Consider the following 18,916-nt stretch of genomic DNA (forward strand, 5'->3'; position numbering starts at 1 on the left):
CGAAATTAGGCAGATCAGGTGAAGCCGCCGAAGGTCGGACGTGAACGGCGGGTGAACCCCTGCCGTCAGCCCGGTGAGGTCACGGAACGCTCACGGGGAGGGCACGCTCCGATTCCGGCGAGCCGGGCGGACAGGGACGTGGGTGATGTCCGGCGCCCGTGGCGGGAACCCGGTCGGGCGCGCCGTCGTCTCGTTCCCAGGCGGCCACGTGGGCCGCGGGAGGGTGACGGAGACATGGAACGGCGAACGTTCATCTCGGGCGGCGCGGCCGCGCTGACGACGACGGCACTGACCGCGTGCGGCTCGGGCGGGGGCCACTCCGCCGCGGCCTCGACGCACCCGGCGGGGCGTCCCTCGGGCACGTCCGGGGCTTCCCCGTCGTCGCTCACGCCGATGAGGAGCACCGACGCGAGCGGCCCCGCCGACTGGAGCGCCCTCGCCCGCGACCTCGACGGCACCCTGGTACGGCCCGGCGACGCCCAGTGGGGGACCGCCCACCGGCTCTACAACACCCGCTTCGACGCCCTGCGGCCCGCCGCGGTCGCCTACGTCGCGCACGCCGCCGACATCCGCACCGTCCTGTCGTACGCGAGATCCCACGGGATACGGGTGGCGATACGCAACGGCGGCCACTCCTACGCCGGTTACTCCTCCGGCGACGACCACCTCGTCGTCGACGTCTCCCGCCTCGACCGGATCCGGGTGAGCGGCGACGAAGCGGTGGTCGGCGGCGGCGCCAAGCTGATCGACGTCTACCGGGGGCTGGCCGCGAAGGGCGTGACCATACCGGCGGGCTCCTGCCCCACGGTCGGCATCTCCGGCCTGGTGCTCGGCGGCGGCCACGGGGTCGTCTCGCGCGCGTACGGCCTGACCTGCGACAGCCTCACCCAGGCCACCCTGATCACGGCCGACGGCAAGCAGCTCACGGCCGACGCCACCGACCACGCCGACCTCTTCTGGGCGCTGCGCGGCGCGGGCAACGGCAACTTCGGCGTCGTCACCGAGCTGCGCTTCCGCACCCACCCGGCGCCGCAGGCGGTCACCGGGTACCTGTCCTGGCCGTGGTCGAAGGCGGCGGCGGTGCTCCGGGCGTGGCAGGAGTGGGGGCCGACGCAGCCGGACGAGATCTGGTCGTCCCTGCACCTGGAGTGCGCCCCGGGCCGGACGCCGTCCGTCTCCGTCTCCTGCTTCTCGCTGGGCACCTACGGCGAGCTGAAGAACGCGGTGGACCGCCTCGCCCATCAGGCCGGCGCCGACGCCTCTGCCGTCTCCCTGCACCGGCGGGGCTACGAGCAGGCGATGGAGATCTACGCCGGGTGCTCCTCCTTCTCCGCCCCGGCCCAGTGCCATCTGCCCGGCAGCACACCGGGCCGCTCCGCGCAGGGCGCCCTCGGGCGCGAGACGTACGCCGCCCGCTCCGACTTCTTCGACCGTTCACTGTCCGCGGCGGGCATCCAGACGGTGCTGCGGCAGATCGCGGCGGTGCGGGGCGGGTCGGGCAGCATCGCGTTCACCGCGCTCGGCGGTGCGGTGAACCGGGTCGCGCCGACGGCGACGGCCTTCGTGCACCGCCGGTCCCGCATGCTGGCCCAGTACATCGCCTCCTGGCCCGCGGGAAGCACCGGCGGCACGGCACAGTCCTGGCTGACCTCGGCCCACAACGCGATGGCGCCGTACGCCTCCGGCGCGGCGTACCAGAACTACACGGACCCGACGCTGCCGAACTGGCGGAAGGCGTACTACGGGGACGCGGCGGAGCGGCTGGAGAAGGTGAAGGCGCAGTACGACCCGGAGCGGTTCTTCTCGTACGCGCAGGGGGTGTAGGGGCGGCGCCCCGCGGGCGCTCGGCCGGCTTCCCGCGCCCCTGGCGAAACGCCCGGCCGGTTACGCCGCCAGATCCCGTGGGCCGCTCGGTCGGCTTCCCGCGCCCCGGTGAGCCGCCGCCGAACCGGTGATCAGGCCGCCAGATCCCGTTCCCCGGAATCCGCCGGCTCCACGGCCCGGCGCGCCCCCGGCACCACGGGAACCTCGGCCGCCGCCCGGCTCCGCACGATCCAGCCCGCCCTCGGCGACTTCTCCACGGCCTTCGTCAACGGCGTGAGCAATGCCGAGGCCAGGGGAGCGAGCAGCAGTACCACCGCCGTGCCGAGCGCGAACCCCCCGACCACGTCCGTCGGATAGTGCACGCCCATATAGACCCGGCAGAACCCCTCCAACAGGGCCAGGCCGATCCCCACGAGCCCGAATTTGCGGTTGGCGACAAACAGCCCCACGCCGAGCGCCATCGTCAAAGTCGCGTGATCGCTGACAAAGGAGAAGTCGTTCTTGCCGGAAACGAGGACATCGAGCCCCTGATGGTCGGCAAAGGGCCGCGGCCGTGACACGAATCCCCGGATCGGGATGTTCACCAGCACCGCGATCCCGGCCGCGAGCGGCGCCCAGACCAGGGCGGCCACGGACGTCGCCGCGTCCTCCCCGCCCCGCCGCCGCACGGACCACCAGCACCACACCACGAGCAGCACCATCGCGAGCAGCAGCCCGTACTCGCCCGCGAACTCCATGATCCGGTCGAACCAGTGCGGCGCGCTCTTGGCCAGACCGTTGATGTCATAGAGCAATTCGACGTCGGGGTTCGATCCGGATTCGGCGAGTACAGCCATGGTGCTGCGGCTCCTTCGTCGTCTTCCCGGACGCACCTCGTGTGCGTCGCACCGACCCCCGTCAACAGGAACGCACGGACACCGCCAATGCGTTCCGCTCTCCACCGAAAGATCACGCAGACGTTATCGAAGAGAGACTCATCATCGCAGTTCAGACGGCAGGTTCAGGCACGGTTTACACCGACGTGGGGAGCGCTTTTGCGCCATCTTCGGTCACTCGGGTGGCACCGAAATAATCGGCGCTGTCGATCGGGTCGAACCGGATCACGGCCCCCGTGCGCGGCGCGTCGATCATGTACCCGCCACCGACGTAGATCCCCACGTGGTGGATGGCCCGGGAGTCGCCGAGATCGTTGGAGAAGAACACCAGGTCACCCGGGAGCAGCTGGCTGCGCGAGGGGTGCGGACCGGCGTTGTACTGGTCGTTGGCCACGCGCGGCAGCGTGATCCCGACGCTCGCGTAGGCCGCCTGGGTCAGCCCCGAACAGTCGAAGCGCCCGCCCTGCGCGGCCGTGCCCTCGCCGCCCCACAGATACGGGGTGCCGAGCTTCTTCTGCGCGAAGTCGATCGCGCCGGCGGCCTGCCGGGTGGGGTCGAGCCGGCTGGGCGGCGCGGCGAAGCTCTCCGCGAGGCTGCGGATGCGCCGCACGTAGTTCTGCGTCTCGCTGATGCCGGGAACCCCGCCGGCCTGGATGACCCGGTACGCCCCGGCGTTGTACGCGGCGAGCATGTTGTCGGAGACGTCGCCCGGAACGTCCTTGACGTACTTGGCCAGTTCGCAGTCGTACGACGCCGCCGACGGAATGGCGTCGTTCGGATCCCAGATGTCCCGCTTGCCGTCACCGTTGCCGTCGATGCCGTGGGTCGCCCACGTGCTCGGGATGAACTGCGCGATCCCGCGGGCGTCGGCCGGGCTGACCACCGTGGGGTTCCAGCCGCTCTCCTGGTAAAGCTGCGCGGCGAGCAACGCGGGGCTCAGCGCGGGACACAGGTTCCCCCACTTCTGCACCAACTGCTGGTACGCCGCCGGCACCGCGCCCTTGGCCAGCGCCCGCCCGCCCGCGGCCATGCCGCCCACGAGGTTCCCGGCGACCAGATAGACCCCGACCACGAGCACCATGACGAACCCGAGCCCGCCCGCCACGACGGCACCACCGACGATCCACGCCTTACGCACCGTCAACCGCCCCTCGCCGTCGGCCAGTCCGCCGACAGCAGTGTAGAAGTCCCAACGCCCCAGCACGAGAACGCCCGTCCGAACCTCCCCGGTTCGGGATGGGCCCTACCGCGGCAGGCAGAGGTTCATGCCGGGCAGGCGAGGCGAGCGCATGCGTCAGCGGCGGGGCAACCGGCCGGGCCCGCCGCTGGACAGGCGCACGGGAGGGCCCCGCAAGGCCGCCAACGCCTGTCGGCGCGCCGGGAATCGAGCGCGTCGGTCAGCCCGCCGTCGTCGCGTCCCGGTACAGCTCCCCCGCCTCCCTGCCCAGCACCACGCTGTAGGACACGTCGTCCGTCGAGCCCCCCTCCTCGTGGCCGCCGAGGACGCCGACGACCTGGTGGTCGCCGTTGATCCAGGGGCTGCCGCTGGTGCCGCTGGTGAAGGAGGGGCAGTAGATGCGCTGTTGGGTGGGGCTCTGGCGGCGGGGTTTGTTGGTGCAGCGGATGGGGACTTCACGCGAGTCGGGGTAGCCGGTGACCGTCACCGCGGTGGCACCGGTCGTCGCGCCGGTGACGAAGCGGTTGCCGCCGACCACCTGCTCGACCGTCCGCCCGTGCGCCCCGGCCACCCTCGCGAACGCGAGGTCGCCGTCCTCGTCCTGGTCCCTCGCCCAGCTGTCCGGCAGAAAGCGCCGGGTCACCCGCCACACCCCGTACGGCGCCCGTCCGTCGCGGTAGCCCGGCACGAACACCAGGTCGCCGCCGACGCCCGTCATACAGTGCGCGGCGGTGGCGATGAGATCGCCCCGCGGGCTGTGCACCACCGACGCCGTGCAGAAGTGGGATCCGGCCGGCCGTCCCGCCCGGTCCGCGCCGAACAGCGCGCCGACCCGCGCCTCGCGCACGGACGCGACCACGTCCGCGGTGACCCCGAGCGGGCCCGGCCCGTCATCGGCGGAGGCCACGGACGCGGAGGTCAGGGCGAGCATCACCACGGCCCCGAGCAACGCGGGACGCGAGGTGAGCGGGATACGTGAGATGCGCTTCATCAGCCCTCACTCTGTCCCACGAAGGTGAGAAACCCGCCCCGGCTTCGCTGAGAATCCTTGCGGAAACCTCCCGATGGCCGGTGCCGGTGCCGGTGCGGGCACCACGCTACTGTCCCTCCGCCGCACCCGCCTCCCCGCGGTCACCCCGCGTCAGAACGTCGTCGTCATCCCGCCGTCCACCGCGATGGTCTGCCCGGTGATGAACGACGCCGCGTCGCTCGCCAGGAACACCACGACCCCGGCGATCTCCTCCGGCCGGCCCCAGCGCCCCAGCGCCGTACGGGTCCGCAGCCAGCGCTCCCAGCCGGGGTCCGCCGCCAGTTCGGCGTTGATCTCGGTGGCGAAGGTGCCCGGCGCCACCGAGTTGACGGTCGTACCGCTCGGGCCGAGGTCCGCCGCGAGCGCCCGCGTCAGACCGTCGAGACCCGCCTTCGCGGTGGCGTAACCGACATCACCCGTACGGCCCAACTGCCCCACCACCGACGACACGTTGATGATGCGGCCCGGCACCCCGCGCGCGGCCAGCCCCCGGGCCATCGCCTGGCTCAGCGCGTACGCCGAGGTCAGGTCCACGTCGAGCAGCGCATTCAGCTCCTGCGGCGTCATCTCCGCCACGCCCCGCCGGTCCCGGTGCCCCACGTTGTTGACCAGGATGTCGAGAGCGCCCAGCTCCTCGACCGCCTCCTCCACGGCCGCCCGGTCCGTGACGTCGAACGCGGCGGTCGTGACCGCGTACCCGCCCTCCGCCCGCAGCCGCCCGGCCGCCGCCGCGAGGGCCACCGGGTCACGGCCGTTGAGGACCACCCGCGCCCCGGCCCCGGCCAGACCCCGCGCCATCTCCAGGCCCAGGCCGCGCGCCGACCCCGTCACGAGGGCCGTACGGCCGTCGATCCGGAAGGTCACGGGCCCGCCACCGCTCACGGCTCCGCCACCGCTCACCGGGCCACCTCGTTCACCCGTTCCCCTTCCCGATCCCGTTCCCCTTCCCGGTCCCGTTCCCGGTCCCCGCCTTCCACGTCACCCCGGTCAGTTCCTCCGACAGCGTCCACAGCCGCCGCGCCGCCTCCGGATCGCTCGCCGCCGTACTGCGGGCGACCAGGGCCGGGGCGCCGCGGACCTCGCCGAGTCCGTCGGGGCCGACGTAGGCCGCGCCGGGGAGGTCCTGGGTGGCCGCGTACAGCGTGGGCAGGGCGCCCGCCCGGTCGCTCTGCGCGACGAGCCGGTTGGCGACCGCCATACCGACCCGGGCCAGGGCGCTCGCATGGTGGCTCTGAAGGTTGGTGGCGGCGTAGCCGGGGTGGGCGGCGAGGGCCCGTACCCCGGAGCCGGCCTCGGCCAGGCGGCGCTGGAGTTCCAGCGTGAACAGGAGGTTCGCCAGCTTGGACTGGGCATAGGCGCGGGTCGGGGTGTAGCGGCCGCGCAGGTTCACGTCCTCGAAGTGGATGCGCTGATCACCCCAGCGATGGGCGGAGGAGGCCACCGTGACCACGCGGTCCGTGACGTACGGCAGCAGCAGGTTCGTCAGCGCGAAGTGCCCGAGGTGGTTGGTCCCGAACTGCCGCTCGAAACCCTGCGCGGTGCGCTGCTCCGGCAGCATCATCACGCCCGCGTTGTTGATCAGCAGGTCCAGCGGGCGGTCCCAGCCGGCGGCGAAGGCGCGCACCGAGTCCAGATCCGCGAGGTCGAGGGGGCGCACCTCGGTGCTGCCGCCCACCCGCGCCGCGGCGGCACCGCCCCGCGCGACGTCCCGTACGGCGAACACCACGTGCGCGCCCGCCCGGGCCAGCGCCGTGGCCGTCATCAGTCCGAGGCCGCTGTTGGCGCCGGTGATCACGGCCGTACGGCCGGTCTGGTCGGGAATGCGGTCCACGTTCCACTTGCGCGCCCCGCGCGCGCCGGTCGTCTCAGCCATGACCTCAATGTAGGCAGCACCCGCGCGAGAGCGCCGAGTGAACCCCGCGGGAGAGGGAACCGGCGCCCTGGCGGTGGAGGAGGGCACGAGCGACCGGAGCACGCCCCCACCGGGGCGCACGGCCCGGCTCCGGGCTTCGAGCGGCCCCGAGCGACCTCAACCACTGCTCCGCAGACCCCACTTGACCTGCCGATTCAGTCATCTCCGCGCCATCTCACCGTCATTGATCAGTAAGCCGGGCGCCGCATTTGGGTAACGCGGAAGTCAGGATTCCGAAAGTCTCTTGTTGTCGCGTACTCAACAAGCGATGGTCGTCGCGGGCCGCCGCCCCCACCGGCGAACACGCTGGTGGTCCCCCACATCAGGCCTCTGGCCCAATCACTTTCAGGAGGCTGTACCTTGCGTACGACCAACACCCCCCACATATCGGGCAGATGGCGCCGCGTCAGCTCGGCCGCCGCTGCCGCCGCCGCGCTCGCCCTCGCCGGCTTCGGCGCCGCCGCCCAGGCGGACGCGGCCACTCCCCACAAGGTCAGCGCCCAGACGATCGCCACCCAGGTCGCCAAGGCCCACGTGCAGTACACGAACGCGTGTGCCACGAGCCCGAAGAAGGGCTACGCCGCCTGTGACGCGCTGCGCGTGACCGGTGGCACCACCGCCTTCATGGAGAAGCAGGCCGCGATCAAGGGCGTCGCGCCCCAGACGATCAGCCCGGACGCCACCTCCAGCACCCCGACCGGCTACGGCCCCTCGGACCTCCAGTCGGCGTACGGCCTCGCCTCCGCCGCCTCCTCCAAGGGTGCCGGCGAGACCGTCGCGATCGTGGACGCCTACGACGACCCGAACGCCGCCTCCGACCTCGCGGCGTACCGCTCGTACTACGGCCTGCCCGCCTGCACGGCGGCCAGCGGCTGCTTCAAGAAGGTCAGCCAGACGGGCTCCACCACCTCGCTGCCCGCCGCCGACAGCGGCTGGGCCGGTGAGATCTCGCTCGACCTCGACATGGTCAGCGCGACCTGCCCGAACTGCAACATCCTGCTGGTCGAGGCCAAGACCGCGTCGATGGCCAACCTCGGCACCGCGGTCAACGAGGCCGTGAAGCTGGGCGCCAAGTTCGTCTCCAACAGCTACGGCGGCTCGGAGTCCTCCTCCGACACCAGCTACGACTCCTCGTACTTCAACCACCCGGGCGTCGTCATCACGGCCAGCGCGGGCGACTCCGGCTACGGCGCCCAGTACCCGGCCGGCTCCCGGTACGTGACCGCCGTCGGCGGCACCGCCCTCAAGAAGGCCACCACCACCCGCGGCTGGTCCGAGTCGGTCTGGAACACCTCCAGCACCGAGGGCACCGGCTCCGGCTGCTCCGCCTACGACGCCAAGCCGACCTGGCAGACCGACACCGGCTGCGCCAAGCGCATGATCGCGGACGTCTCCGCCGTGGCCGACCCGGCCACCGGCGTCTCCGTCTACGACACCTACGGCGCCAGCGGCTGGAACACCTACGGCGGCACCAGCGCCAGCTCCCCGCTCATCGCGTCGGTCTACGCCCTGGCGGGCACCCCGAGCAGCACCAGCTACCCGGCCCAGTTCCCGTACAAGTCGGCCGGCACCACCGCGCTGAACGACGTCACCAGCGGCAGCAACGGCTCCTGCACCACGAGCTACTTCTGCACCGCCCGCACGGGCTACGACGGCCCGACCGGCCTGGGCACCCCCGAGGGCACGGCCGCCTTCACGGGCTGAGCCGCCGACCCGCGGAGGTGACCACCCCGTCGGGTCACGGGGCGCCGCCGACAAAGAGGGGGACGTGGGGTCCCCTCGGCGGCAGGGAAAGAAGGAGGGCGGATCGCGGCACCCAGCCGCGATCCGCCCTCCGGCCGTTGCGCCACCCTCCCGTCGCCATCCGCCGGGCCTTTCCCCTCACCCTGCCGTTTACCCCTCCGCCACCTGTGAGTTGGGCCAAAACCTCGGCAACGATCGGTAAGGCGAATCCCAGGATTCCCAAGCGTTGCCCTGCCCCTCTTGTTGTCGCGTACTCAACAAGCCATCGTCTTCGTCGTACCACCGCGCCCACCAGCGACATCGCCGTTCCTTCCCCACATCCGGAACACCAGGAGGCTGCACATGCGTACGACCCCCGCCGACGGACCCACGGTCACCCCCGGCCGCCGGCGCCGCATCGGCACCGCCTTCGCGGCCACCGCCGCGCTGGCCCTCGCCGGGCTCGGCACCGCCGTCCAGGCCGACGCGGCCACCGCCGCCCCGGCCAAGGCGACCTGGACCAAGACGCCCTGTGCGACCCCCAAGCACCAGGGCGAACTCACCTGCAACTCGCTTCGGGTGACCGGTGGACTCACCGCCTTCCAGAAGCAGCAGGCCGCCGACGGCATCACCCCCAAGGCCGCGACGCCCTCCGGCTACGGCCCCTCCGACCTCCAGTCGGCGTACGGCCTCACCTCCGCCGCCGCCTCCAAGGGCGCCGGCGAGACCATAGCGATCGTGGACGCCTACAACGACCCGAACGCCGAGGCCGACCTCGCCAAGTACCGCTCGTACTACGGCCTTCCGGCCTGCACCAAGGCGAGCGGCTGCTTCAAGCAGGTCAGCCAGACGGGCTCGACCACCTCGCTGCCCACCAACGACGCCGGCTGGTCCGAGGAGATCTCCCTCGACCTCGACATGGCCTCCGCGATCTGCCCGAACTGCAACATCCTGCTGGTCGAGGCCAAGACGCCGACGATGGCCAACCTCGGCACCGCGGTCAACGAGGCCGTGAAGCTGGGCGCCAAGTTCGTCTCCAACAGCTACGGCGGCTCGGAGTCCTCCTCCGACACCAGCTACGACTCCTCGTACTTCAACCACCCGGGCGTCGCCATCACCGTCTCCGCCGGTGACGCCGGTTACGGCGCCGAGTACCCGGCCGCCTCCCAGTACGTGACCTCGGTCGGCGGCACCGCCCTGTCCAAGAGCTCCACCACCCGCGGCTGGTCCGAGTCGGTCTGGAACACCTCCAGCACCGAGGGCACCGGCTCCGGCTGCTCCGCGTACGACGCCAAGCCGACCTGGCAGACCGACACCGGCTGCGCCAAGCGCACCATCTCGGACGTCTCCGCCGTGGCCGACCCCGCGACCGGCGTCTCGGTGTACGACTCCTACGGCGTCACCGCCGGCTTCTACACCTTCGGCGGCACCAGCGCCAGCTCGCCGATCATCGCCGGTGTCTACGCCCTGGCGGGCACCCCGAGCAGCAGCAGCTACCCGGCCCAGTTCCCGTACAAGTCGGCCGGCACCTCCGCGCTGAACGACGTCACCAGCGGCAGCAACGGCTCCTGCACCACCAGCTACCTGTGCACCGCCGGCGCGGGCTACGACGGCCCGACCGGCCTCGGCACCCCCGAGGGCCTCTCGGCCTTCACCGGCTGACCTCTCGTCAACCCGCATGTCCGCAGGTCCCGGTGGCGTCCGCCGCCGGGGCCTGCGGCCGTTTTCCCACCCCCGGCCCGTGAGACCATCGAAGCGGCTTCTCGTAAAGGGGGTCAACGACGGAACCACGTGGCAGGTTCCGGTCGGACCTCATTGCCCGGGGTGACCTGCCGTGATACACAGAGTGACCGTACGAGGTATTCGTACGAAACCCGCCAGTCAATGACGTCAAGTCGACATACGACGGCGACGTTGTCGGCGACAATGAGGCCTGACCTCTGCACACCGCAGAGGGCTCGCGGAACTACCCACCAGGGGCGGTGACTTACATGCTCTTTGCGGCCGACAAGGGAGACATCAACACCATCATCGGCGGGATCGCTCCGGACTGGGGGCCTTTCGGCAGCCTGGGCAACGAGGCCAAGGTGATGATCGAGGTGGTGATGGCGGTGGCCATCCTGCTCTGCCTCGGCATCGCGGTCTGGGGTGCGGCCAAACAGCGCATCGGGGCGACGGCGCTACGCGACACCTTCAGCGCGGAACAGGGCAAGGGCCTCATCATCGCCGGCCTCACCGGGGTCTTCATCATCGGTTCCCTGGGCACGCTGTTCACCATCGTCTACGGCATGGCGGTCTAGCGCACCCCTGTTCCCCTCCCCTTAGAGGTTGCGTCTCCCTGATGTCGAGTCACCACACCGCCCCCGCGCGGGAACCAGCACGGCTACCGTCGTATGTCTACGAGGCGGAGGGGGCGTACACGGCATGAGTCACGGAGACGAGCAGGGCTACTCCGACTACGGCGACACGGGCCACACCCGTACCCGCCTCCCCGACCACGACCCCTACGGCGGCGCCCCCCGCCGCCCCACCCGCTCCCCCTCCCGCGGCCTCATCACGGTCGTCGGCGTGGTCGTCCTCCTGATCGCAGCCATCGCGTTCGCGAACAGGGGAGACCACTCGTCTGCCGACAAGCCGGCCGGCGCGGCGGGCAAGCCTGCGACTTCTCCGACATCGGCCAGTGGAACCCGCCCGGTGGACACGAAGTCCATGGGCGTGCCGACGGGATTCGCCCACTCGGAACAGGGAGCACAATCGGCTGCCTCGAACTACGCCGTCGCGCTGGGGTCGACGGCCATGTTCAAGACGGACAGCCGCCACACGCTGCTGCAACTCCTGTATGTCCCGGATGCGGCGGCCCGCCTCCAGGACGAGATGGACCAGGCCTACACCGCGGACTTCCTCGCCAAGATGGGCCTCGACGCGGGCGGCAACGCGCCCAAGGGCAGCACCTTCGTCTCCCGGGTGAGCCCGATCGGTGCGACGGTGCAGCAGTACACGGACGACAACGCCAAGGTCGCCGTCTGGTGCGTGGGACTCATCGGCATGGCCGGCAACAGCTCGACCGATCCGGTCACCTCGTCATGGAAGACGTGGACCTTCGACCTGCGATGGTCCGACGGCGACTGGAAGATCGCCACCGACACCCAGAAGGACGGCCCTTCCCCCGTGCCCGGCGACGACCCGGCCGCCACCTCCGACGAGATCTCCAAGGCCATCGAAGAGTACGGAGGGTTCACGTATGCCCGGTAACCCGCAACGTGCGCTCAGGCTCGCCGGAATCGTGGCAGCCGTCCAGACCACGGCCGTACTGCTGGCCACGCGCGCCGTCGCCGCCCCCTCTCCCGATCCTTCGGGCAGCCCGTCGCCCTCGTCCTCGGGACACAAGTACAACTGCGGTGTCATCACCGGGGACGCCAAGAAGTACTGCGAACGCGGCAACACCCCCAGCGGATCGGGAGGTGCAAGCGTCCCGGACACCTCCACCATGGACCCCCTGTCCTCGCTCGCCAAAGGCTGTGCCGAAGCCGCTGCCTGGACGGTCAAGAAGCTCAGCGTCGCCGTCAAGGACACCGCCAACGTCGACTTCACCAATCAGAAGTTCCTCCAGCAGTACGCCATCGTCTTCGCCGCCTCCACGATCCTCACGCTCCTGCTCTGGCTCCTCGCGGTCGCCAAGCGCGCGGTCCGCGGCGTGCCGTTGACGACCGCCATCTCCGAGGCCGTCGGCTTCCTCTGGCTGACGGTGATGGCCTCGGCGTTCACCCCCCTGATCCTGTACACCGTCGTCTCCGCGACGGACAGCGTGACCGACGTACTGGCGAAAGCCACCGGCGACCAGGCCGACACCTTCTTCGGCACCTTCTCCGGCGCCCTGAACAAGGGCACCGACATCGGCGGCGGCCCCATCATGCTGATCGTGGTCTCCCTGGTCAGCATCCTCGCCGCCGGCGTCCTCTGGCTGGAGCTGGTCATCCGCGCCGCCCTCCTCTACGTCGGCGCCCTCCTCGGCACCGTCGTCTACGCGGGCCTGGTCGACAAGAACCTGTGGGGACACGTACGCCGCTGGGCAGGCATCATGATCGCCGTGATCCTGGTCAAACCGGTGATCGTGATCGTCCTCGGCCTCGCCGGCGCCCTCTCCTCCGGCAACGGCCCCGACGCCTTCTCCGCCGTCGTCTCCGGCCTCGCGATCATCCTGCTCGCCATCTTCGCCAGCGCCGCGATCTACCGCTTCGTCCCCGGCTTCGGCGACGAGATCGCGAGCGGCCGCAACAACCGCATCATGCAGGGCGCCGAAGGCAAGGCCGCCGCCGTCATCAGCTCCCCCGCCACCCTCGTCGCGCAGGGCATCAAGACCCACAGCACCCGCGCCGACAGCAACGCGGCACAGAGCGGCGGCGGCTCCAGCACCCCCCGCCCGGCCAACCCCGCCACCGGCGGCGTCACCGCCCACGGCAACCGCACCCCCGGCGGGAGCGGCGGCTCCGCCACCCCCGCGCCCCGGGCACCCAGCCCGGTCAACACACCGCACGCAGGCAACAACCGCAACAACCGCACGGGAGGTGAAGGGCGTTGACGACCGAGTCCCACCTGTCCCATCCGGTCGCGCCCCGCCGTACGTATCTCATCGGCCGCGCCCGGCCGAACGCGATCGTCGGCCGCAACCGCGAGTCCGGCGAGATCGCCCTGATCATCGCGGGCGCGTTCCTCGGCATGATGTGCGGCCTCCTCGTGCCGACCCTCTCGCTGCGGATCGTGCTGCTGATGGGCTTCCCGCTGCTCGCGCTCGCCGCGGTGTACGTGCCGTACAAGCGCCGCACCTTCTACAAGTGGTTCGAGATCAACCGCAGTTACAAGCGCACCGTCAAGCGCGGCGCCACCTACCGCTCGGCCGTCATGGAGGCCGGCACCCGCATCGACGGCCAGGAGGTCGAGATCGGCCCGCCCCCGGGCATCGGCCGCATCAGCTGGCTCGCCGCCCCCTTCGGGCCGGACGAGATCGCCGTACTGCTGCACGCCGACCGCAAGACCGTCACCGCCGCCATCGAGATCGAGGGCCCCGGCGTCGGCCTGCGCGACTCCGAGGACCAGGAGGCCCTGGTCGACCGGTTCGGCACCCTGCTCAAGCACGTCGCCAACGGCGACGGGTTCGTCACCCGGATCCAGATGCTCGCCCGCACCCTGCCCGCCGACCCCGACGCCCACGCCAAGGACGTCGCCCAGCGCGGCGACGACCGCTCCCCGGCCTGGCTCCAGCGGTCCTACGACCAGCTCCAGTCGATGGTGTCCACGAGCAGCGAGCAGCACCGCGCCTACCTCGTCGCCTGCATGCACTACAGCCGTGAACTGGCCGCCGAGGCCCAGGCGATGGCCCGCGCCGCCAGCCCCCAGGCCGGCCGCAAGCTCGACCGCGACGCCGGGCTCGCCGTCGTCATGGCCCGTGAGCTCACCGACATCTGCTCCCGCCTCCAGGAAGCCGACATCCGCGTCCGCCAGCCGCTCGGCCAGGGCCGGCTCGCCTCCCTGATCCACTCCATGTACGACCCGGACCACCCCATCGACCACATCCAGGCGATGACCCGGCGCAACGCGTGGCCCGCCGAACTGGACGCCACCGAGCCCACGTTCCTCCAGGCCAAGACCCGCGAGTCCACCACCCGCGCCCCCTGGTGCCACGCCACCGCCTGGGTCAAGGAGTGGCCGATGACCCCGGTCGGCGTGAACTTCCTGGCGCCGCTCCTGGTCCACACCCCGGACGTCATCCGCACGGTCGCGGTCACCATGGACCTCGAACCCACCGAGGTCGCCATCGAACGCATGCTGACCGAGAAGACCAACGACGAGGCCGAGGCCTCCCGCGCGGCCAAGATGAACCGCACCGTCGACCCCCGCGACATCGCCGCGCACAACCGCCTCGACCAGCGCGGCGAGGACCTCGCGAGCGGCGCCGCGGGCGTCAACCTCGTCGGCTACATCACCGTCTCCGCCCGCACCCCCGAATCCCTCGCCCGCGACAAGCGGACGATCAGGGCCTCGGCCGGAAAGTCGTACCTCAAGCTGGAGTGGTGCGACCGGGAGCACCACCGCGCCTTCGTGAACACACTTCCTTTCGCCACCGGCATCCGAAGGTAGGGGCTGATTCGCCGATGCGGGATCCGCTGTCCGTCCTCACCGAGGCCTTCACCTCCTTCCTCTTCGGGAAGGTGGAGACGACCCGGCTGCCGGTGCGCACCTCCACGGGCCAGGCCCAGGCGGTCTACCTGCCCACGGCCGCGCCCGGCCTCGGGGACTCCGGCGTCATCATCGGCCGCGAGGTCTACTCCGGCAAGGGCTACATCTACGACCCCTTCCAGCTCTACGGCCAGCAGCTCCCGGCCCCGCACTGGCTGGTCCTCGGCGAGTCCGGCAACGGCAAGTCGGCGCTGGAGAAGACCTACGTCCTGCGCCAGCTGCGCTTCCGCGACCGCCAGGTCGTCGTCCTGGACGCGCAGGGCGAGGACGGGGTCGGCGAGTGGAACCTCATCGCCGAGGAGCTGGGCATAACGCCGATCCGGCTGGACCCCACGGCCGCCCTGAACCACGGCATCCGCCTCAACCCACTGGACCCGGCGATCACCACCACCGGCCAGCTCGCGCTGCTGCGCACCATCATCGAGGTGGCGCTGGGCCACGGCCTGGACGAGCGCTCGGGCTTCGCCCTCAAGGTCGCCCACTCCTACGTCAACGAGACCATCATCGACCGCCAGCCGGTCCTCACCGACATCGTCGAGCAGCTACGGCACCCCGAGCCGGAGTCCGCCGAGGCGATGAACGTCGCCCTGGACGACGTACGGGCCTGGGGCCTGGACGTCGCCCTGGTCCTGGACCGGCTGGTCGACGGTGACCTGCGCGGCATGTTCGACGGCCCGACCACGGTCGGCATCGACCTCGACGCCCCGCTCATCGTCTTCGACCTCTCGCACATCGACCGCAACTCCATCGCCATGCCCATCCTGATGGCGATCGTCGGCGTGTGGCTGGAGCACACCTGGATCCGGCCCGACCGCAAGAAGCGCATCTTCCTGGTCGAAGAGGCCTGGCACATCATCAACAGCCCGTTCGTGGCCCAGCTGTTCCAGCGCCTGCTGAAGTTCGGCCGACGCCTCGGCCTGTCCTTCGTGGCGGTCGTCCACCACCTGTCCGACGTGGTGGACGGCGCGGCCGCGAAGGAGGCGGCGGCGATCCTGAAGATGGCCTCCACCAGGACGATCTACGCCCAGAAGGCCGACGAGGCACGGGCCACCGGCCGCGTCCTGGGCCTGCCCCGCTGGGCGGTCGAGATCATCCCGACGCTGACCCCGGGCATCGCGGTCTGGGACGTCAACGGCAATGTCCAGGTGGTCAAACACCTCATCACCGAGTCCGAACGCCCGCTGGTCTTCACCGACCGCGCGATGACCGAGTCCTCCAGCGACCACGCGGTGGACGACGCCCTGCGCGCCGCCGAACTGGAAGCGGAGCAGCGGGCCGCGGCCTTCGTGGAACAGCATCTCGGCGACTCCGAGTCGACGGTGGCGTAGGGAGGCACGGACGGGTGAGACCGGACGCTCGCGCACCCCGGGAAAACCGGCGGCCGCAGGAAAGCCAGGGCCAGGGCGGCATCCCCGACGGGCTGCTGCTCGGCATCCTCGCCTTCCTCCTCGGCATCACCGTGCTGGTGTGGACGGCCACGGGCCTCGCGGCACTCTTCGCCCACGGCGCCTGGCCCCAGGGCGTCACCTTCCTGCGCACCCCCCTGGCCATGCGCCACCTGATCAGCCGGCCGCACGACCTCGCCGGCGCCTGGCCCGAGGCCCCCGCCGCCGGACTCTCCGGCTGGGGCCTGTTCTGGGGCCTGTTCATCGCCCAGCTGATGGTCCTGTTCGTGCTCACCGTGTTCGTCCTGGGCTCGGTGGCCCGCTGGCGGGCGGGCCGAGCGAGAGCACGGGCACGGGCGACGCAGGAACACCAGCAGAACCCGGTACCGACACCGGCCCCGGTGGAGACCCCGCAGAGGTACGAGGTTCCGGTGCAGCGGCACGAGCTGCCACAGCCTCCGATCGGGGCCGCGGCCACGGTCGCGGCCGCGGTCGAACAGCCGGCACCGCCGGAGCCGCCGGCGCACCACCCGGCCGACGGCCCCCGACTCGGCGGGCGGGAGAAGATCCTGATCGCGCCCGCGGACACCCGCCGCACGGCCGCCGTTCAGGCCGTGCGGGACGCGGCCGGCCCCGTCCTCGTCGTCACCTCGGACCCGTCCCTGTGGGCGGAGACCAAGGACGCCAGGGCCAAACTGGGCCCCACCCACCTCTACGACCCCACCCACCGCTGCGACACCCCGGCCCGCCTCCACTGGACCCCCGCGGCCGGCTGCGAGGACAAGCAGACCGCGCTGCACCGCGCGACCGCGCTCCTCGCCCCCGTGCGCCCCACCGCCCGTATCGACCAGGCCGTGGCGGACACCGCGACCACCCTCCTGCGCAGCTGTCTGCACGCCGCCGCCCTGGAGAACCGCACCGTCCGCCACGTCCACCGCTGGGCCCAGGGCACCCAGGTGCAGGACGCCGTACGCATCCTGCGCACCCACCCCAAGGCCGCCCCCGGAGCCGCCGGTGAACTCGAAGCCGCCCTCACCGCGCACCCGGAACGCCGGGACATCGCCCAGGAGTTGATCGGCAGAGCGCTCGCCGCGCTCTCCACGGTCAACATCCGCGAGGCCTGCACCCCCAACCGAACCGATGCCCTCGCCTTGGATTCCTTTGCCGACGAAGGGGGCACGCTTTACGTAGTCGGTGAATCCATCGAGGACCCGAGGAGCACACCCGGCGCCATGCCCCTCCTGACGGCCCTCGTCTCCAGCGTGGTCGAGCACGGCTGGCGCATGGCCGAACGGTCATCCTCCGGTCGGCTCGACCCACCACTCACCCTGGTCCTGGACGACATCGCCGCCGTCGCCCCCCTCCCCCAGCTCCCGGACCTGCTGGCCACCGGGGACGATCAGGGACTGCCGACGCTCGCCCTGCTCCGCTCGCGCGAACAGGCCCGCGCCCGCTGGCCGCACCAGGAACTGCCGGGCCTGCCCGGACTTCCGGGGCTAACGGTCTAGGACGAACTCCAGCTCGCTCTGCGACTCGTCCTTCACGAACGGCACCCGCACCCCGCTCGGCGCGAACCCCGCCTTGCGATAGGCGCCCTGGGCCCGCTCGTTGGCCTCGTGCACCAGCAGCCGCACCCGCTCGGCGCCGCGCCCCCACGCCCAGGCCACACCCGCGTCGAACAGCGCCTTGATCAGCCCGTTCCCCCGGTGCTCGGGCCGCACGTACACACCGACCACATGCCCCTGCCGCCGCTCGACCGGGAACCCGGCCCAGTCCTGGGTGCCGGCCTCCTCCATCAGCACGGTCAGCGAACCGGCCCACGACCCGTCGGGCAGCTCGGCGATGAACTGCTGCGCCGTCGCCGACCCCTTGCCCGAACCGGTCGCCCGGTCCTGCCAGAAGAGATCCGCCTTCGCGGCCGCCTCCTCGTACCCCTCAAGGAAGGCGAGCGGCGCGGCCGGATCCCGCAGCGCGTCCAGCCGCAGCGCCTTCACCTTCTCCCACTCCTCGGGGCGTATGGCCCGTACGTCGTAGTCTTCGCTGGTCACCATGGTCATGCCCGCCACCGTAGTGCTGCGCTCCGCCCTCGGCATCCCATAATCTGACCGCATGACCACCCTTCAGGAACGACCCCATACCGCCCTGCTCGTCATCGACGTCCAGAACGGAGTCGTCACCGGCTCCCACGGTCTCGACGGCGTCGTTGCGAACATCAACACCCTGCTCGACAAGGCCCGCTCGGCGGGTGTTCCGGTGGTGTGGGTGCAGCACCAGGACGATGACCTGGTGCCCGGCACCGACGACTGGGAGTACGTCCCCGAACTGAAGCGCCTCGACTCCGAGCCCCTCGTCGCCAAGGGCTACCCGGACTCCTTCGAGGACACCGACCTGGAGTCCGTCCTCGCCGCGCACGGGGTGGGCCGGCTGCTGGTCACGGGCGCACAGACCGACTGCTGCGTCCGCTCCACGCTGCACGGTGCCCTGGTCCGCGGCTACGACGCGACGCTGGTCGCCGATGCCCACACCACGGAGGACCTCACGGCGTACGGTGCCCCGGCCCCGGAGCTGGTGATCGCGCACACCAATCTGTACTGGAGCAACCAGTCCGCGCCCGGCCGCGAGGCCGGGACGGTGAAGACGGCGGACGTCACGTTCTGAAACTTCCCCTGAACGCAGAAAACCCCCGCACCAGAGGTGCGGGGGTTTCCCCAAAAATTGTTCGGCGGCGTCCTACTCTCCCACAGGGTCCCCCCTGCA

At 71.3% G+C, this 18,916-nt stretch carries 16 protein-coding genes; 10 read left to right on the forward strand and 6 right to left on the reverse strand.

The window, feature by feature from the left end:
• Positions 1-234 precede the first annotated feature (234 nt).
• A complete protein-coding gene (locus AB0927_RS29565) occupies positions 235-1,824 on the forward strand; it encodes an FAD-binding oxidoreductase (protein WP_366670816.1) in 1,590 nt (529 codons plus the stop codon).
• 131 nt (positions 1,825-1,955) lie between these two features.
• Here the strand turns inward: AB0927_RS29565 and AB0927_RS29570 are convergent, their stop codons facing one another.
• The 5 genes from AB0927_RS29570 to AB0927_RS29590 form a co-directional block, all read right to left on the reverse strand.
• Positions 1,956-2,660, reverse strand: coding sequence for a phosphatase PAP2 family protein (locus AB0927_RS29570; protein WP_366670817.1), 705 nt, complete (start codon positions 2,658-2,660; stop codon positions 1,956-1,958).
• A gap of 175 nt (positions 2,661-2,835) precedes the next feature.
• Positions 2,836-3,843, reverse strand: a complete 1,008-nt coding sequence (locus tag AB0927_RS29575; RefSeq protein ID WP_366670830.1) for a bifunctional lytic transglycosylase/C40 family peptidase — start codon at positions 3,841-3,843, stop codon at positions 2,836-2,838.
• Between the two features lie 253 nt (positions 3,844-4,096).
• Entirely contained in the window at positions 4,097-4,867 is a 771-nt protein-coding gene (locus AB0927_RS29580) for a trypsin-like peptidase domain-containing protein (RefSeq protein ID WP_366670818.1), read from the reverse strand.
• 150 nt (positions 4,868-5,017) lie between these two features.
• Positions 5,018-5,806: an SDR family oxidoreductase gene (locus AB0927_RS29585; protein WP_366670819.1), complete on the reverse strand. Its 789-nt coding sequence runs from the start codon at positions 5,804-5,806 to the stop codon at positions 5,018-5,020.
• A gap of 13 nt (positions 5,807-5,819) precedes the next feature.
• Positions 5,820-6,779 (reverse strand): oxidoreductase, encoded by a 960-nt coding sequence (locus AB0927_RS29590; protein WP_366670820.1) that lies wholly within the window; start codon positions 6,777-6,779, stop codon positions 5,820-5,822.
• Between the two features lie 399 nt (positions 6,780-7,178).
• On the opposite strand from AB0927_RS29590, the gene AB0927_RS29595 reads away from it, so the two are divergent.
• The 8 genes from AB0927_RS29595 (at position 7,179) to AB0927_RS29630 (ending at position 17,667) form a co-directional block, all read left to right on the forward strand.
• Positions 7,179-8,522 (forward strand): S53 family peptidase, encoded by a 1,344-nt coding sequence (locus tag AB0927_RS29595; RefSeq protein ID WP_366670821.1) that lies wholly within the window; start codon positions 7,179-7,181, stop codon positions 8,520-8,522.
• A 381-nt stretch (positions 8,523-8,903) separates the two neighbouring features.
• Positions 8,904-10,202: a S53 family peptidase gene (locus AB0927_RS29600; protein WP_366670822.1), complete on the forward strand. Its 1,299-nt coding sequence runs from the start codon at positions 8,904-8,906 to the stop codon at positions 10,200-10,202.
• Positions 10,203-10,531: 329 nt separating this feature from the next.
• Positions 10,532-10,840 carry a hypothetical protein gene (locus AB0927_RS29605; protein ID WP_014673544.1) on the forward strand — a complete coding sequence of 103 codons (309 nt, stop codon included), beginning with the start codon at positions 10,532-10,534 and terminating at the stop codon, positions 10,838-10,840.
• A 124-nt stretch (positions 10,841-10,964) separates the two neighbouring features.
• Complete coding sequence (locus AB0927_RS29610; RefSeq protein ID WP_366670823.1) at positions 10,965-11,792, forward strand: hypothetical protein; 828 nt, start codon at positions 10,965-10,967, stop codon at positions 11,790-11,792.
• A complete protein-coding gene (locus AB0927_RS29615) occupies positions 11,782-13,119 on the forward strand; it encodes a hypothetical protein (RefSeq protein WP_366670824.1) in 1,338 nt (445 codons plus the stop codon). Before AB0927_RS29610 ends, AB0927_RS29615 begins: the two co-directional genes overlap by 11 nt.
• Positions 13,116-14,675, forward strand: coding sequence for an SCO6880 family protein (locus AB0927_RS29620; RefSeq protein ID WP_366670825.1), 1,560 nt, complete (start codon positions 13,116-13,118; stop codon positions 14,673-14,675). Before AB0927_RS29615 ends, AB0927_RS29620 begins: the two co-directional genes overlap by 4 nt.
• A gap of 14 nt (positions 14,676-14,689) precedes the next feature.
• On the forward strand, positions 14,690-16,102 hold the full coding sequence (locus tag AB0927_RS29625; protein WP_366670826.1) for an ATP-binding protein: 1,413 nt from the start codon (positions 14,690-14,692) through the stop codon (positions 16,100-16,102).
• A 14-nt stretch (positions 16,103-16,116) separates the two neighbouring features.
• Positions 16,117-17,667: a type IV secretory system conjugative DNA transfer family protein gene (locus tag AB0927_RS29630; RefSeq protein ID WP_366670827.1), complete on the forward strand. Its 1,551-nt coding sequence runs from the start codon at positions 16,117-16,119 to the stop codon at positions 17,665-17,667.
• Here AB0927_RS29630 and AB0927_RS29635 read toward each other — a convergent pair.
• Complete coding sequence (locus AB0927_RS29635; protein ID WP_366670831.1) at positions 17,656-18,210, reverse strand: GNAT family N-acetyltransferase; 555 nt, start codon at positions 18,208-18,210, stop codon at positions 17,656-17,658. The two genes, AB0927_RS29630 and AB0927_RS29635, sit on opposite strands and share 12 nt — an antisense overlap.
• A gap of 58 nt (positions 18,211-18,268) precedes the next feature.
• Here AB0927_RS29635 and AB0927_RS29640 point away from each other — a divergent pair, with 58 nt between their 5' ends.
• Positions 18,269-18,817: a cysteine hydrolase family protein gene (locus tag AB0927_RS29640; RefSeq protein ID WP_366670828.1), complete on the forward strand. Its 549-nt coding sequence runs from the start codon at positions 18,269-18,271 to the stop codon at positions 18,815-18,817.
• Positions 18,818-18,916 lie beyond the last annotated feature (99 nt).

The sequence above is a fragment of the Streptomyces sp. NPDC048106 genome, assembly GCF_040706415.1.
Classification (GTDB): Bacteria; Actinomycetota; Actinomycetes; order Streptomycetales; family Streptomycetaceae; genus Streptomyces.